The sequence below is a fragment of the Cupriavidus sp. 8B genome (assembly GCF_054589115.1).
In genome coordinates this window covers 1-15,491 of record NZ_BAAILO010000658.1, presented here as the reverse complement: position 1 = coordinate 15,491, position 15,491 = coordinate 1, and the positions used below count along the sequence as shown (strand labels likewise).

The following is a 15,491-nucleotide window of genomic DNA, read 5'->3' as shown; positions in this document are numbered from 1 at the left end:
TTTAGAACGTGTGAGATGTCACTTTTCTTTACTCGTAAAGAAAAGTAACCAAAAGAAAGCGATCCTTGCAGGAGGCTGGCTTGTCGGGGTTGCGCACCCCAATGGTTTCGTCGTGCGGCCCCGGGTTCTAATGGACTCGTGCCGTTACCAGTTTAGACCACCACGACCCAGCCAATGCCCAGGGATTCGTGGTGGTCCCCCCGGTAGCTGTCACCACTTGCTTCAAGCCGTCTGTCGCTCGCGGCGCGGGCGGCCACGAAGTTGCATGCGTCCCGTTTTCGTCGTGGGCGCGGTGGCACCGCCGGAATAGTTTTGAGGGATTCACCACCGCGCCCACCCCACCACGAAACCATCACGGCGTGATATATCGTGATGCTTCGCACCGGTACCGGCAGATGGATGAGCAGGGATGCCACTACCGAGCAGTCTCACCACGAAACCAGCGTCATCCGCAGTATCGTGGCCGTTCAAACCGGTAACGGCACGAGTCCATTAAAACCCGGGGCCTGACGACGAAACCACCGGGCTACGTAACCCCAATAAGCCAGCCTCCTGCAAGGATCGCTTTCTTTTGGTTACTTTTCTTTACGAGGGCGAGTAAAGAAAAGTGACATCTCACACGTTCTAAAACGGCCAACACCGCCCAGCCGCGACAGCAGCTAGAAGCGCTAAAACACTACCCACTCACGCCTATTCTGCATCAGCAGCTAGAAGCTTTAAAACACCGCCCACCCACACCCCATGCCAGCACGCCAGCATGTCAGCCTGAAAATAATCCAGCGCTGAAAGCGCGAATAATCACCTCACTGCAGCAACGCGCGATACCGCGTCACCGCCAGCAGCACGATCTCGTCCAGCCCGGCATCGTCATTGCCGTCCAGCCGTTCCAGCAATGCGCGCCGCATGCGCGGCTCCCAGAAGCGCTTGATATGGCCGGCGATATCCGCCACGGCTTCCTCGCGGTCCGGCATGGCTTCGAAGAAGGTGCCGATCTGGTTCGCCATCTTGACGAGGTTGTCGGAGTTCATGCCTGTTCCGTCCTGCTGTGCAAACGTTGGGGGTGAGAGTAGACCACGTGGCGGCCCGCGCGCACAAAGCCGGCCAGCGTGACGCCGGTATCGATCGCCAGGCGTACCGCGAGCGCGGTCGGGCCGGAGACGGCGGCCAGCATGCCAACGCCGGCGCTGGCGGTCTTCAGCACCATTTCGTAGCTGGCGCGGCTGGTCACCAGCACGGCGCCGCGCGAGCGGTCTTCGCCGCCGCGCGCCAGCGCGCCGATCAGTTTGTCGAGCGCGTTGTGGCGGCCCACGTCTTCACGGACCAGCGCCACGTGGCCGTCGGCGCGCAGCCAGGCGGCGGCGTGCGTGGAGCCGGTGTGGCGCAGCAGTTCCTGCCGGGTCTGCAACTGCGCGAACGCGGCGTACAGCACCTCGTCGCTGAAGCTGGCGCTGCTACTCACCGGCGCTGGCGCGCGCATGACTTCCTGCAGCGATTCGGTGCCGCACAGGCCGCAGCCGGTGCGGCCCGCCATGGCGCGGCGGCGGTCCTTGAGAGCGGCGAAGGCTTGCGCAGCGATGCGCAGCTTCACCGCGATGCCTTCGGGGCGAACCTCGGTGTCGATTTCATAGACGTCGCGCGGGCTGGCCACCAGCCCTTCGCTCAGGCTGAAGCCCAGCGCGAAGTCTTCGAGGTCTGCCGGAGACGCCAGCATGACCGCGTGCGAGATGCCGTTGTACTCGAGCGCGACCGGCACTTCCTCGGCGATCTCGTCGTCCTCCAGCGCCAGCTCGCCCAGGCGGCAGCGGCTGACGGCGAAGGTGCTGTGCGTGGGCGGCTCGACATCGCTGCAAGGCGCCGCCGCATCGGACCTGGCCATGGCGAGTTCGCAGAGTGTCATGCCGACCCCGCCTCGGCGCCGGCCGCCTGCAGCAATTGCATCTGCTGCTCGTGGAAGTCGCGATACTGGCGCTGCCATTCAGAGGGCTGCGCCACCGGCATGACCTGCACCGCGGTGACCTTGTACTCGGGGCAGTTGGTGGCCCAGTCCGAGTTATCGGTGGTGATCACATTGGCGCCGGACTCGGGGAAGTGGAAGGTGGTGTACACCACGCCTGGCTGCATGCGCTCGCTGACGATGGCGCGCAGCACGGTTTCGCCCGCGCGGCTCTGCACGCCGACCCAGTCGCCGTCCTTGATGCCGCGTTCCTCGGCATCGTGCGGATGGATCTCCAGGCGGTCCTCGTCGTGCCACATCACGTTGTCGGTGCGGCGCGTCTGGGCGCCCACGTTGTACTGCGACAGGATGCGCCCGGTAGTGAGAATCAGCGGGAACTTGCGATTCACGCGCTCAGCCGTGGGCACGTAGCGGGTGATGATGAACTTGCCCTTGCCGCGCACGAAGGCGTCGATGTGCATGGTCGGCGTGCCCTCGGGCGCGGCGTCGTTGCACGGCCACTGGATGCTGCCGAGTTCCTCCAGCCGCTGGTAGCTGACGCCGCTGAAGGTCGGCGTGAGCCGCGCGATCTCGTCCATGATCTCGGACGGATGCTTGTACTCCATCGGGTAGCCCAGCGCATTGGACAGTAGCACGGTGGCTTCCCAGTCGGCATAGCGAGCCTTGGGCGGCATCACCTTGCGTACGCGCGAAATGCGGCGCTCGGCGTTGGTGAAGGTGCCGTCCTTCTCCAGGAACGACGAGCCCGGCAGGAACACGTGCGCGTACTTGGCGGTCTCGTTGAGGAAGATGTCCTGCACCACGATGCACTCCATGGCCGAGAGCGCCGCCGACACGTGCTGCGTGTTGGGGTCGGACTGCACGATATCTTCGCCCTGGCAGTACAGGCCCATGAAGCTGCCCGACAACGCAGCCTCGAACATATTGGGGATGCGCAGGCCAGGTTCCGGGCTGATCTCCACGTTCCACGCAGATTCGAACAGGCCGCGCGTGGTGGAGTCCGACACATGGCGGTAGCCCGGCAGCTCGTGCGGGAACGAGCCGATATCGCAGGAGCCCTGCACATTGTTCTGCCCGCGCAGCGGGTTCACGCCCACGCCTTCGCGGCCGATATTGCCGGTGCACATGGCGAGGTTGGCGATGCCCATCACTGTCGTCGAGCCTTGCGCATGCTCGGTCACGCCCAGGCCGTAGTAGATCGCGGCATTGCCGCCGGTGGCGTACAGGCGTGCCGCGCCGCGCAGTTGCTCGGCGGGGATGCCGGTGATCTCGGCCATCGCTTCCGGCGAGTTCTCCGGCAGCATGACAAAGTCGCGCCACTGCTGGAACGCACGGTCCTCGCAGCGCTCGGCGATAAACGATTCGGCCATCAGGCCCTCGCTGACGATCACATGCGCCATCGAGGTCACTACGGCCACATTGGTGCCGGGACGCAGTTGCAGGTGGAAGTCGGCACGCACGTGCGGCGAATCCACCAGGTCGATGCGGCGCGGATCGATCACGATCAGCTTGGCGCCGGCGCGCAGGCGCTTCTTCATGCGCGAGGCAAACACGGGGTGGCCATCGGTGGGGTTGGCGCCCATCACCATGATGACGTCGGCCTTCTCCACCGAGCGGAAGGTCTGCGTGCCGGCGGATTCGCCCAGCGTCTGCTTGAGGCCGTAGCCGGTGGGCGAGTGGCAAACCCGCGCGCAGGTATCGACGTTGTTGTTGCCGAAGGCGGCGCGCACCAGCTTTTGCACCAGGTAGCCTTCCTCGTTGGTACAGCGCGAGGACACGATGCCACCGATGGAGTCCCGGCCATGCTTGGCCTGGATGCGCTTGAACTCGGAGGCTGCGTAGCTGATCGCCTCTTCCCACGACACTTCGCGCCACGGGTCGGTGATCCTGGCGCGGATCATCGGGTTCAGGATGCGGTCCTTGTGAGTCGCGTAGCCAAAGGCGAAACGACCCTTCACGCACGAGTGGCCCTCGTTGGCCTGGCCGTTCTTGTACGGCACCATGCGCACCACTTCATTGCCCTTCATCTCCGCCTTGAAGGCACAGCCCACGCCGCAGTAGGCGCAGGTGGTGACCTTGCTGTGCTCGGGCTGGCCCATGCGGATGATGGAGGTCTCGGCCAGCGTGGCGGTGGGGCAAGCCTGCACGCAGGCGCCGCACGACACGCAGTCGGAATCCATGAAGCTGTCGCCCTGCCCCGCCGTCACGCGCGAATCGAAGCCGCGGCCGCTGATGGTGAGCGCGAAGGTGCCCTGGGTTTCCTCGCAGGCCCGCACGCAGCGGTTGCACACGATGCACTTGGAGGGATCGTAGGTGAAGTACGGGTTGGACTCGTCCTTGGCCTCGGCGCGATGGTTGGCGCCGTCGTAGCCGTAGCGCACCTCGCGCAGGCCCACCACGCCGGCCATGTCCTGCAGCTCGCAGTTGCCGTTGGTGGGACAAGTCAGGCAGTCCAGCGGGTGGTCGGAGATATACAGCTCCATCACGCCGCGGCGCAGGTCGGCCAGCTTGTCGGTCTGGGTCTTGACCTTCATGCCGGCTTCGGCCGGCGTGGTGCAGGAGGCGGGGAAGCCGCGCCGTCCTTCGATCTCGACCAGGCACAGGCGGCAGGAGCCGAAGGACTTGAGGCTGTCGGTGGCGCACAGCTTGGGTACGTTCACACCGGCGTGCACGGCGGCCCGCATCAGCGAGGTGCCGGCGGGCACGGTCACGTCGACGCCGTCGATCTCAAGGGTGACCTGCTGTTGCGCATCGCTGGCCGGCGTACCGTAGTCGATTTCGTTGCGTGTGTTCAAGACGGACTCCCGCTGCGGCCCGGGGGCCGCGTACTGGTGATTCAGAGGGGCGCTGAAGCTGCGCCGGTTCGATGTGCCGTTGCGCTGGGTTCAGGCAGCCTTGGCTGGCACGGCCACGCCGAAATCTTCCGGAAACTCGTCGAGCGCCGACAGCACCGGGTAGGGCGTCATGCCGCCCATGGCGCACAGCGATCCGCCCAGCATGGTGTCGCACAGGTCGCGCACCAGCTTGACGTGCTTCACCGGCTGGTCGCCCGCGATGATCTTGTCGATCACCTCGACGCCGCGCGTGGAGCCGATCCGGCACGGCGTGCACTTGCCGCAGGATTCGATGGCGCAGAACTCCATCGCGTAGCGCGCCTGCCTGGCCATGTCGACGGTGTCGTCGAACACCACGATGCCGCCGTGGCCCAGCACCGCGCCAAAGGCCGCGAACGCTTCATAGTCCATCGGCGTATCAAGCCGCGAGACCGGCAGGTAGGCGCCCAGCGGACCACCCACCTGTACCGCGCGGATCGCCCGACCGCTGCGCGTGCCCTGCCCGTAGTCCTCCAGCAGTTCACGCAGCGTCACGCCGAAGGCTTTCTCCACCAGCCCGCCCTGCCGCACATTGCCGGCGATCTGGAACGGTAGCGTGCCGCGCGAGCGGCCCATGCCGAAGTCGCGGTAGTACTGCGCGCCGCGCGCCAGGATCACCGGCACGGTGGCCAGCGAGATCACGTTGTTGATGATGGTGGGCTTGCCGAACAGCCCTTCGATGGCCGGCAGCGGCGGCTTGGCGCGCACCACGCCGCGCTTGCCCTCCAGGCTCTCCAGCAGCGCGGTTTCCTCGCCGCACACATAGGCGCCGGCACCCTTGCGCACTTCCAGTTGGAAGCGCCGGCCGCTGCCGCGGATATCGTCGCCCAGCCAGCCGGCCGCCTGCGCGACGCCGATGGCGGCTTCCAGCACGGCGATAGCGTGCGGGTACTCCGAGCGCACGTAGATATAGCCATGCTCCGCGCCGACAGCGAGGCCGGCGATGGTCATGCCTTCGATCAGCATGAACGGGTCGCCTTCCATCACCATGCGGTCTGAGAAGGTGCCGGAGTCGCCCTCGTCGGCATTGCACACCACGTACTTGGTGGCCGACTGCGCGTTCAGCACCGTCTGCCACTTGATGCCCGTGGGAAATGCCGCGCCGCCGCGCCCGCGCAAACCGGAATCGGTCACCTCGCGCACGATCTGCGCGCCGTCCAGCGCCAGCGCGCGGGTCAGGCCGGCGTAGCCATCGTGCGCAATGTAGTCGGCGAGCGAGAGCGGATCGGTGATGCCCATGCGGGCAAAGGTCAGGCGCTCCTGGCCCTTGAGGAACGGGATTTCCTCGGTTAGCCCAAGCGCCAGCGCGTGCTCGCCACCGGCCAGGAAATCCGCATCGAACAGCGCGGCGACATCTTCCGGCGCAACCGGGCCGTAGGCCACGCGCCCGGCGGCCGTCTGCACCTCGACCAGCGGCTCGAGCCAGAACATGCCGCGCGAGCCGTTGCGCACCAGTTCGACGCTGGCACCACGTGCGGCGGCCTCACGCGAGATGGCGCGGGCCACCGCGTCGGCGCCCATGGCCAGGGCGCTGGAATCGCGGGGGACGAAAACGGTGATGCTCATGCCGGCACCTCCGCTGCCTGATCCTGGGCGGTATCGGCGCAGGCTTTGATCAAGGCATCGAAGCGCTGCGGCGTGACGCGGCCGGCCAGAAGCCCATCGATCATCACGGCCGGGCCACAGGCGCACTGGCCGAGGCAGTACACCGGCTCGAGCGTGAATTCGCCATCGGCGGTGGTTTCATGAAATCCGCAGCCCAGCGCGCGCTCGGCGTGCGCGGCAAGGGCCTCGCTGCCAACCGACTGGCACGCTTCCGCGCGGCAGACCTGGACCACGTGCCGGCCCGGCTTGCTATCGCGAAAGTGATGATAGAAGGTCACCACGCCATGCACCTCGGCGCGCGACAGGTTGAGCGCGCGCGCAATCTCGGGCAGGGCGTCGGCGGGCACGTAGCCCACCGTATCCTGGATCTCGTGGAGGATGGGCAGCAAGGCGCCCGGCATATCGCGGCGCGCGGCCACAATGCGGGCGACCGGGTCGCGCACGGCATTAGCGGCTGATTTGGCGGCTGAATCAGACATCGTGTCTCCTGGTGGCGCAGCACGGGCCGGCGCAAGCGCCAAAGCGCAACGCCAGCGGCAGACGGTGTGGCGCATTGGCTTGCGCGTCTTGCCAGGATTGGCTGCGGGGCGCGGCACACCGTGTTACGGCGGCCGCGTTATATGCTATTTTTTTCATATATCTGGGGCTCTGGCTGGGCATTCCCCATCTCGGCTGGCCAGCTAAGCTGGCTTTTCCCGGGTGCTATGCCTCTTTGAGCGGACTATAGGCAGTTGGCTGCGTTCGAGCAATATGCTATTTTTCTCATATGATTCGTATCTCGATCCTGCCCCACCTCCAAATTCGCGACGATAGCGACGCCGCCAGCGCCCCACTCGACGTGTCACGCCTGGTGGCCTTGCTCGGGCATATCGAGCGCACAGGCAGCATCAGCCAGTCGGCGCAGGCCACCGGCCTGTCCTACCGCTACGCCTGGGGCATCCTGCGCGACGCGCAAACCCTGTTCGGCGGCGCGCTGATTGCCAAGACCCGCGGGCGCGGCAGCGCGCTCTCGCCGCTGGCGCAGCAACTGGTCTGGGCCAGCAAGCGCATTGCCGCGCGGCTCTCGCCCACGCTGGAAAGCCTGGCCTCGGAACTGGAAATCGAGCTGAAGAAACTGGTCGACCAGCCGGGCCCCACGCTGCGCCTGCACGCCAGCCATGGCTTCGCGGTGGCGGCGCTGCATGACTTCCTGGATGCGCACCAGGTGCGCCACGACCTGAAGTACTGCGGCAGCCTTGAGGCGGTTGCGGCACTTGCACAAGGTGCTTGCGATATTGCCGGCTTCCACGTGCCGATCGGCGAATTCGAGCGGGAAATGCTGGCGAGCTTCGCCACGTGGATTCGCCCCGAGACCCATTGCCTGATCCAGTTGGCGGTTCGCTCGCAGGGCATCTTCGTGCGCCCCGGCAATCCGAAGCAGGTCACCACGCTGGAGGATCTCTGCCGCGCCGATGTGCGCTTCGTCAACCGCCAGACCGGCTCCGGCACGCGGCTGCTGCTGGATCTGATGCTCAAGGCGCGCGGCATCGACAGCGGCCGCATCGAGGGTTACAGCAATGGCGAGTTCACCCATGCCGCGGTGGCCGCCTACATCGGCAGCGGCATGGCGGATGCGGGATTCGGCGTGGAAACCGCGGCGCGCCGCTTTGGGCTGGATTTCGTGCCGGTGCTCAAGGAACGGTATTTCTTTGTCATCGAGCGGGAGCGCCTGCAAAGCCCCGCGCTGGCCGGCGCCGTGGGGGCACTCAGGAGTGCCGGTTTCCGGCAGGTGGTGGACGCCCTGCCCGGCTATGACAGCAGCCTGACGGGCACGGTACTGACACTGGAAGAGGCGTTCCCGGACCGCGCGGGCCCGAGCGGCTGACTGAGCGGGATCCGGCCGGATCTAGCGCGCAGGCCCGCCGTCCGGCGCGGCCTCGATCTGCTCGACGCGGATGGCCGGCGCCCACGTGCCCGGCTGGTTTGCGCGCAGCACGGTGCCGGTCACGCCCACCGTCTTGCCGCGCAACGCCTCGGCCTCGCCTACGGGGAATTTCTCGAGCACCCATGCCTCGCCATCGGCGGTGACCAGCATCGGTTGCTGGAACAGGGCGCTGCCCTTGACCACCACCGTGCCCGTCAAGGCGATGGAGCGCCCGGCTGGCACTGCGTGCACGCATGCGGCCAGCACCACGGACAGGGCGGCAATCAGGGACAGGATTCGATGCATGAGGTTGGTTGGGTTGACAAGTCCGGGCGGCGAACATCGCCGCCCGGGAGCCGCCGCAAGGAGATCCGGCGGTCCTGCGCCTAGCGCGTTCAGTACACCACTACGGATAGCGTAGTGCCGGCAGGCACGCGCACGGTCTCGCTGAACGTGGCGCCGACATTGCTGCGAACCACCGGAAAACTACCATACGGCTGCAACGTGGAGGGCACGGCCACCGGCAGCTTGCGCGAGGCACGGAACAGGTCCGGATCGATCAGCGGGAGCGTAAAGCCGCCATCGACACGGGCCGGGTAGCCGTAGCGCGCCGGTGACGAGGCGGCTGGCATCAGCGAATTGCTGGTGACGGTCCAGCGCATCAGTTCCGGGGTGAAGCCGGAGTCCGGGCGCGCGGCCTTGATGGCCTGGTCGAGCACGGTCTTGGAATCCGCGCTAGAGGTGCGGCCCAGCAGGTCCTTGTAGAAGGCCAGTCCGAGCTGCCGGTCAAGGAAGCCGCCGAAGCTGCCCGACACCGAATAGCTCTCGCAGCTAGCGCCGAAGCCGGTGAAGTTCAGCATGTTGCAGTTGTAGTTGCCATTGCCGTAGCTCACGTAGTCCCTGAAGCGCACGTCGCGGATCGCGTTGTAGCTGGCGTCGATGGTGTTGCTGGCAAAGTCCTCCATCATCATCGCGGACATTTCTTCCAGCCAGCTGTCGAATGCGTACTGCTGGCCGGCCTTGACGCCGCGGCGGTAGAAGTTCTGCATATGCATCCCCTCGTGCGCCATGGTCATCTTCATCGACTTCAGGCCTTCGGCACCGCCCAGGTACACGGTCTCGGAATCGAGATAGAGCGACAGCGACTCGTTGCTGCGCGAATCCGAGGTGGCCTTCAGGTTGTGCAGGCCCCAGAAATAGCCCACGGTACCAAATGGCTTGTTGTTGTTGTCGAAGTTGAGCACGACGATATCCACCGGCTGGCCGCTGCCGGCGATGAGGTTGTTGTAGCTGTGCGCGCCCCACAAGGGGCCGCCGACCGAGGTCAGCATGTCGTAGATGCCGCCGCCGCCGGCGAAGGCCGCGGCCAGCGTGTCGACGAGGGTGCCGGTGATCTTGCCGGGCACCGATTCGGTGGTCTCCACCCAGATGTTGACGGTGGTGGTGTCTCCCGTGATCACTTGCTTGACCAGCGTGGCGGCGCGGCGCGTGCCGTCGGTGTGATACCAGCTCTTGGTATCGTTGACCACCGAAGCGAGCGGCGGTGGCGGCGCGATCTCCGAGAGGCTGGCCACGCGCTTGCCGCCGGCCAGTGCCGCCCAGCCGGCGCGATTGAACTCGGCGATGTCGCGCAGCGTTTGTTCGTCCTGCCCGGCGGAAACCGACTGGATCGAGAGGTTGCCCAGCACGGGCTCGATGACCGACAGCGACAGGCTGGCCGGCATGGCCTGCGCCGCGGCGCCGTTGGTGTAGAGCAGCGTCACGGCCTTGCCGTTCACGCCGCCGATGGCAACCGGCACGTCGACTGGCACGCCGTTGGTGTTGGAGGCGGACCAGACGCCGACGCCGGAACCCGAGTAATTGCTCGCGTCCACGGCGCTGCAGCCGCTGCAAGCGGGCGCCAACGTGGGTGGCACCGCTGGTACGGGCGCGTTGACGACTGGCACCGAGGGGCCGGCAGGCACCTGGTTGGCAGCGGGCGCATCGCCGCCACCGCCACCACAGGCGGCGACAGACATGGCGGCCAGCAGGGCGGCCAGCAGGCCTGTGTGTTGGCGCAGGAGAGGACCCCTCATGTTCTAAAGCTCCGATTCTTGTTTTATGGATGCCGGCCTGGGCGGACGAGGCCCAAGCCACACAAATAACGGCATCCGGAACAAGAGCTTTAACGCGGGAGAAAATTGTCGGCGGGCGCCAGAACCGGCGCGCACGCCAACGGATTCAGGCCTTGGCGGCGCCGCGCCAGCGCCGGTACATTGCCATCAGGGGCGTGGCCGACGAGCCATGCAGCACCACCGATAGCACCACCACGCAGAGCGTGGCGTCGGCCAGCATGGCCCCATGGCGGAAATCCGCGCCATGCGCAAGGGCATAGGCCAGGTAGTAGACCGAGCCGATGCCGCGCACGCCGAACCAGGCCATGAGCCGGCGCTGCGCCGGCTGCAGCGCGACGCCGATGGTCGAGATCGCCACGGCCAGCGGGCGCACGACCAGGATCAGCGCCAGCCCCAGGCCGAGGTACTCCCAGCGCAGCATCCGCACGGACAGCAGCGCGCCCACCGCCACCATCACGCTAAGCTCGGCGAGCCGCTCCAGGTCCAGCGAGAACTCGCTGACGGTATGGGCCAGGTAGGCGGCAGCCTTGTCGTGCTGCACGGCCGTGCTCTCCTGCTCCGAGAACACCGTCGCGCCCAGCACTTCGTCGGGCTCGATGTCCTGGTTCTCCTCGTGCTCGACGTGGCGCATGGCCATGCCGGCGGCAAACACCGCCAGGAAGCCGTAGCTGTGCACGGCCAGCGCGGCGCCGTAAGCCACCCCGATCAGGCCGACGGCGAAGAAGCTCTCCATGCCGACCGCGCCACGCCGGCGCTTGCGCAGGCCCAGCACCGCGCGGCTGCACAGCCAGCCCATGCTCCAGCCCAGCGCCAGGCCGGCCAGGGAAGCCCACAGCAGGTCGACCCATAGCCAGCGCTGCCAGGCAATGCCGGGATCCTGCCCGCCCATCAGGCCAAGCGCGAGGATGACGAAGGGAAACGCGGCGCCGTCGTTGAGCCCGCCCTCCCCGGTCAGGCTAAAACGCATGCGGTCGCGGTCCTGCGTATCCTCGACCTGCACGTCGGAGGCCAGCACCGGATCGGTGGGCGCCAGGATGGCCGCGAGCAGCAGGGCCACGCCCGCCGGCAAGCCCATGATCCAGAAACCGATCGCGAACAGCATGGCGATGGTCAGCAGCATGCCCACCGTGGCCAGCCGCAGCGCAATGCGCCAGAGGCGATCGCGCGGATGCACACGCAGCCGCAGCCCCACCGCGAACAGCGATACCAGCAGGGCGATCTCGGTCACGATCTCCAGCGCGGCCGCATGATCGCGATCCGTCACGTCGCCCCGGATCAGGCCAAGCCCCCATGGCCCAAGCCCGATGCCGAACAGCAGGTAGAGCGCCGACGCCGACAGCGGCAGCCGCTTTACCTGCGAACTGATCAAGCCCATGGTGATGAGCAGCGCGCCGATGACCCATGCCCAGGTGCCGAACAAGGAGTACCTCCTGTAGCGAGCCTTCACTGAGAGTAGCCGAAGCCAGGCAGGGTGCGCACCGGTGCGAGGCTTGCGTGGCACTCAACTTGCTGCGCATCCGCCGGATGCCCGGCGGCCAGGCCTTGCCTCCCGGCCCGCCGCGCACCACGGCAAGCACTGCGCGCAACTATGCAAGAATGGCTGGCGGCACTTGAAAAAATTACCAACGAGGAAGCCTTGCCAAGGTTCAGACCGCGCTTTCTTTCACTCCTCCTGGCGCTGCCGCTGGTCGGCCTTGGCGCCTGCTCCACGTCGGACGTGCTCAATGGCTTAACCCAAAGCAAAGCCTATGCCCTGAGCGCCAGCGTGCCCTACGGCGATGGCGCGCGCGCCAGGCTCGACATCTACGCGCCGCGCCAGCCTGCGTGTCCAGGCAAGGCGCCGGTCGTGGTGTTCTTTTACGGGGGCACCTGGAACAGCGGCGAAAAGGCCGACTACGCCTTCGTCGCGGCAGCGCTGGCGGCGCGCGGCATCCTGACCGTGATCCCGGACTACCGCCTCTATCCCGAAGTCAGCTATCCGGATTTCCTGGTGGACAACGCGCGCGCGGTCGCGTGGACGCGGCGCGAGATCGCCAGCTACGGCGGCGACCCGCAGCGGCTGTTCCTGATGGGGCACAGCGCGGGCGGCTACAACGCCGCCATGCTCGCGCTCGATGCGCGCTGGCTCGGCCGCTTCGACATGAGCCCCACCCTGCTGCGCGGCTGGATCGGGCTGGCCGGGGTCTACGATTTCCTGCCGATCGAGAACCGCCAGGCGCAGCCGGTGTTCCATCATCCGGACTATCCACCCGGCTCGCAGCCGATCGACTACGCCGATGCACGCTCACCCGCAGCCTTCATCGGCGTGGACGACGGCGACCGCCTGGTCAACCCGCAGCGCAATTCCGCACAAATGGCCAGGCGGCTGGAACAAGGCGGCGTGCCGGTGCAGTACCGCAGCTATGCGCGCCTGTCCCACACGCTGCTGATCGGCGTGTTCGCCGACCCGCTGCACTGGCTGGCGCCGGTGCGCGACGACGTGGCCGACTTCATCCTGCGGCGCGCCGATTGCGGGAGCGCGGCATGAGCGTGGAGTCGCCCTGCGTCAAGATCTGCAAGTTCGACGACGCCACCGGCTACTGCAAGGGCTGCCTGCGCACGCGCAAGGAATGCAAGCAGTGGAAGGAGCTGAAGAACAAGAAATGCAGGAAGATCATCGAGGCACGGCCGCAGCGCGAGGCGGAGCTGCGGCACGTGAAGAAGAAGGACTGAGGGAAGGACCAGACGGGACGGCAGGGCCGCGGCCCTGCCGGATGGATCGATAGCTCAGTAGATTTCCGGCACGATCATGTTGTCCGGCACCGGCTGGCGCGCGTAGTCGTCGTGCCGCTCGCGCTGCGGCAGCACCACGGCCGGCTGCACGCGCTCTTCATAAGGCATCTGCTGCAGCAGGTGATGGATGCAATTGAGGCGCGCCTTCTTCTTGTCGACCGCCTGCACCACCCACCACGGCGCCTCGTCGATATGCGTGCGCTCCAGCATGATTTCCTTGGCGCGGGTGTAGTCCTCCCAGCGCCGGCGGGATTCGAGATCCATCGGGCTGAGCTTCCACTGCTTGAGCGGATCGTGGATGCGGCTGAGGAAGCGCAGGTGCTGCTCTTCGTCGGAGATCGAGAACCAGTACTTGATCACCTGGATGCCGGAGCGCACCAGCATGCGTTCGAACTCCGGCACCGAGCGGAAGAACTCCTCGTACTGGTCGTCGGTGCAAAAACCCATCACGCGCTCCACGCCGGCGCGGTTGTACCAGCTGCGGTCGAACAGCACGATCTCGCCCGCCGCCGGCAGGTGCGAGACATAGCGCTGGAAATACCACTGGGTGCGCTCGCGGTCGTTGGGCGCCGGCAGCGCTGCCACCCGGGCCACGCGCGGATTGAGCCGCTGGGTGATGCGCTTGATCACGCCGCCCTTGCCGGCCGCGTCGCGCCCTTCAAACAGGATCACGACCTTGTGGCCGGTTTCCACCACCCAGCTTTGCAGCTTGACCAGCTCGCCCTGCAGGCGGAACAGCTCACGGAAGTACAGGCGCCGCGCGGCCCGCTCATCGTCGTCCAGGCCGCCGCCGGCGTCGCCGAACAGCGTATCGACATGGTGGTCTTCCAGCTCCAGCTCGAGTTCTTCGTCATAGTGATCGGCCACCTCGCGGTGGATACGCCGAATCAGCTCGTTCTCGTCTGGTCTCATCGCTAACTCCTGTTCGCAACAACGTGGTCACTGGCAGGCTAACCGCGAGATGTGACGTCCCCGTGAATCGCCGCCAGCGCGCTCAGTAATCTCCCTGCTTGCGGAAGGCCCAGCGCCCCGCCAGCACGGTGAAGCTGGCCACCAGCACCACCAGCACCCAGAAACCGTGTGGATGGTCCGCCAGCGGAATCCCGCCCACATTCATGCCGAAGAAGCCGGCGACGATGTTGATCGGCAGCGCCAGCACGGTGACCAGCGTCAGCGTGAACAGCGTGCGGTTGGTCTGCTCGTTGAGCTTGGCCGCGATTTCTTCCTGCAGCAGCTTGATGCGCTCGACCAGCGCCGCCAGGTCGCTCAGCACCAGCGAGAACTCCTCGGTGGATGAGCGCAGGTCCTGGATGTCCTGCTCCTGCAGCCACGCAGGTGGCCGGTTGAGCAGGCGGAACAGCGCGCCAGGCTCGGGCGCGAGCAGCCGCTGCAAGCGCACCAGGCCACGGCGCATGGAGCCGAGCTCCGCGCGGTTGCCATGCAGGCGCTGCGAAAGCAGGCGATCCTCTACCTGGTCCACGGTGCCGCTGGTTTCGCGCACGATGCGCACCAGCACCTCGGCCTGGTCGCGCAGCAAATGCACCAGCAGCGCCAGCGGCGTGTGGAACAGCTCGCCCTGGCGCACCGAGGCGCGCAGCTGGTCGACCGAGCGCAACGGCTTCATGCGCGCCGTCACCAGGATGCGGCGGTCGGCACAGGCCCACAGCGTGGAAATATCGGTGGTGCTCACGCCGAAGTTGTAGATCACGTCGTTGACCACGGCAAGCAGCGCCGTGTCGAGCCGCTCGATGCGCGTGGAGCGCGAGCCCTCGCGCAGCGCCTCGAAGAATCCCTCGGGCAGGTCGAGCTGGCCCTTGAGCCAGCGCTCGCAGGCGCTATGCGACAAATTGAAGTGCAGCCAGAGAAACTCGTCGCCCGGCGGGGGCTGCCCGAGCCACACGGCCGCGGCGGCGGAATCGATGGGCTGGCCCGGCTCGCCGGGCAGGAAGCGAAAGCCGCTGACCAGGCCAACCGGATCGGAGCCGTAGCTGGCTTCGACGATACCCGCATGCATGTGGTGCCTCTTCGAAAACGCGAATTCGCGGAGATGGGACATTAGCATGAGGGGATGACGGTCCGCACGTGGCCAGGGGCACAAGGTGTGGGTATCTCTTGCCAGCGCCCGCCCTCTCCCCCGGCCCCTCTCCCACAAGTGGGAGAGGGGAGCAAACCGGCGGGAATAGAGAACCATTCGGTGTAGCCGTGATTTCCGCCGGCCAGGCGGAAATCACCCACGCGCGATGCGCAGCGAGCCGTGGCGCCTTTCATCT

The 15,491-nt window shown here is 66.6% G+C and carries 13 protein-coding genes; 3 read left to right on the top strand and 10 right to left on the bottom strand.

What is annotated here, in order from left to right:
- Nucleotides 1-803: 803 nt before the first annotated feature.
- From ACYP5B_RS53110 to ACYP5B_RS53090, 5 genes are all read right to left on the bottom strand, one after another.
- Complete coding sequence (locus tag ACYP5B_RS53110) at nt 804-1,028, bottom strand: formate dehydrogenase subunit delta (protein ID WP_459575537.1); 225 nt, start codon at nt 1,026-1,028, stop codon at nt 804-806.
- Nucleotides 1,025-1,897, bottom strand: a complete 873-nt coding sequence (fdhD, locus tag ACYP5B_RS53105; protein WP_459575536.1) for a formate dehydrogenase accessory sulfurtransferase FdhD — start codon at nt 1,895-1,897, stop codon at nt 1,025-1,027. Before fdhD ends, ACYP5B_RS53110 begins: the two co-directional genes overlap by 4 nt.
- Nucleotides 1,894-4,749, bottom strand: a complete 2,856-nt coding sequence (gene fdhF, locus ACYP5B_RS53100; protein ID WP_400099093.1) for a formate dehydrogenase subunit alpha — start codon at nt 4,747-4,749, stop codon at nt 1,894-1,896. Before fdhF ends, fdhD begins: the two co-directional genes overlap by 4 nt.
- 90 nt (nt 4,750-4,839) lie before the next feature.
- The gene (locus tag ACYP5B_RS53095; RefSeq protein WP_459575533.1) at nt 4,840-6,393 is read right to left on the bottom strand and encodes a formate dehydrogenase beta subunit; all 1,554 of its coding nucleotides are present in this window, start codon (nt 6,391-6,393) and stop codon (nt 4,840-4,842) included.
- A complete protein-coding gene (locus ACYP5B_RS53090) occupies nt 6,390-6,911 on the bottom strand; it encodes a formate dehydrogenase subunit gamma (protein WP_459575531.1) in 522 nt (173 codons plus the stop codon). Before ACYP5B_RS53090 ends, ACYP5B_RS53095 begins: the two co-directional genes overlap by 4 nt.
- Nucleotides 6,912-7,198: 287 nt before the next feature.
- Between ACYP5B_RS53090 and ACYP5B_RS53085 the strand changes: the two genes are divergently transcribed.
- A complete protein-coding gene (locus ACYP5B_RS53085) occupies nt 7,199-8,296 on the top strand; it encodes a substrate-binding domain-containing protein (protein WP_459575529.1) in 1,098 nt (365 codons plus the stop codon).
- A gap of 21 nt (nt 8,297-8,317) precedes the next feature.
- Here the strand turns inward: ACYP5B_RS53085 and ACYP5B_RS53080 are convergent, their stop codons facing one another.
- From ACYP5B_RS53080 to ACYP5B_RS53070, 3 genes are all read right to left on the bottom strand, one after another.
- Entirely contained in the window at nt 8,318-8,641 is a 324-nt protein-coding gene (locus ACYP5B_RS53080; protein WP_267605692.1) for a hypothetical protein, read from the bottom strand.
- Nucleotides 8,642-8,730: 89 nt separating this feature from the next.
- A complete protein-coding gene (locus ACYP5B_RS53075; RefSeq protein WP_459575528.1) occupies nt 8,731-10,410 on the bottom strand; it encodes a M30 family zinc metallopeptidase in 1,680 nt (559 codons plus the stop codon).
- Nucleotides 10,411-10,555: 145 nt separating this feature from the next.
- A complete protein-coding gene (locus tag ACYP5B_RS53070; RefSeq protein WP_459575526.1) occupies nt 10,556-11,869 on the bottom strand; it encodes a cation:proton antiporter in 1,314 nt (437 codons plus the stop codon).
- 216 nt (nt 11,870-12,085) lie between these two features.
- On the opposite strand from ACYP5B_RS53070, the gene ACYP5B_RS53065 reads away from it, so the two are divergent.
- Both ACYP5B_RS53065 and ACYP5B_RS53060 read left to right on the top strand, forming a co-directional pair.
- Nucleotides 12,086-12,976 (top strand): alpha/beta hydrolase, encoded by an 891-nt coding sequence (locus ACYP5B_RS53065; RefSeq protein WP_459575525.1) that lies wholly within the window; start codon nt 12,086-12,088, stop codon nt 12,974-12,976.
- Nucleotides 12,973-13,161, top strand: a complete 189-nt coding sequence (locus tag ACYP5B_RS53060) for a DUF1289 domain-containing protein (protein WP_267605689.1) — start codon at nt 12,973-12,975, stop codon at nt 13,159-13,161. The genes ACYP5B_RS53065 and ACYP5B_RS53060 overlap by 4 nt, the downstream gene beginning before the upstream one ends.
- Before the next feature lie 54 nt (nt 13,162-13,215).
- Here the strand turns inward: ACYP5B_RS53060 and ppk2 are convergent, their stop codons facing one another.
- Together ppk2 and ACYP5B_RS53050 are read right to left on the bottom strand one after the other, a co-directional pair.
- Nucleotides 13,216-14,133 carry a polyphosphate kinase 2 gene (gene ppk2, locus ACYP5B_RS53055; RefSeq protein ID WP_267605688.1) on the bottom strand — a complete coding sequence of 306 codons (918 nt, stop codon included), beginning with the start codon at nt 14,131-14,133 and terminating at the stop codon, nt 13,216-13,218.
- 82 nt (nt 14,134-14,215) lie between these two features.
- On the bottom strand, nt 14,216-15,235 hold the full coding sequence (locus ACYP5B_RS53050; protein WP_459575524.1) for a transporter: 1,020 nt from the start codon (nt 15,233-15,235) through the stop codon (nt 14,216-14,218).
- Nucleotides 15,236-15,491: the final 256 nt, after the last annotated feature.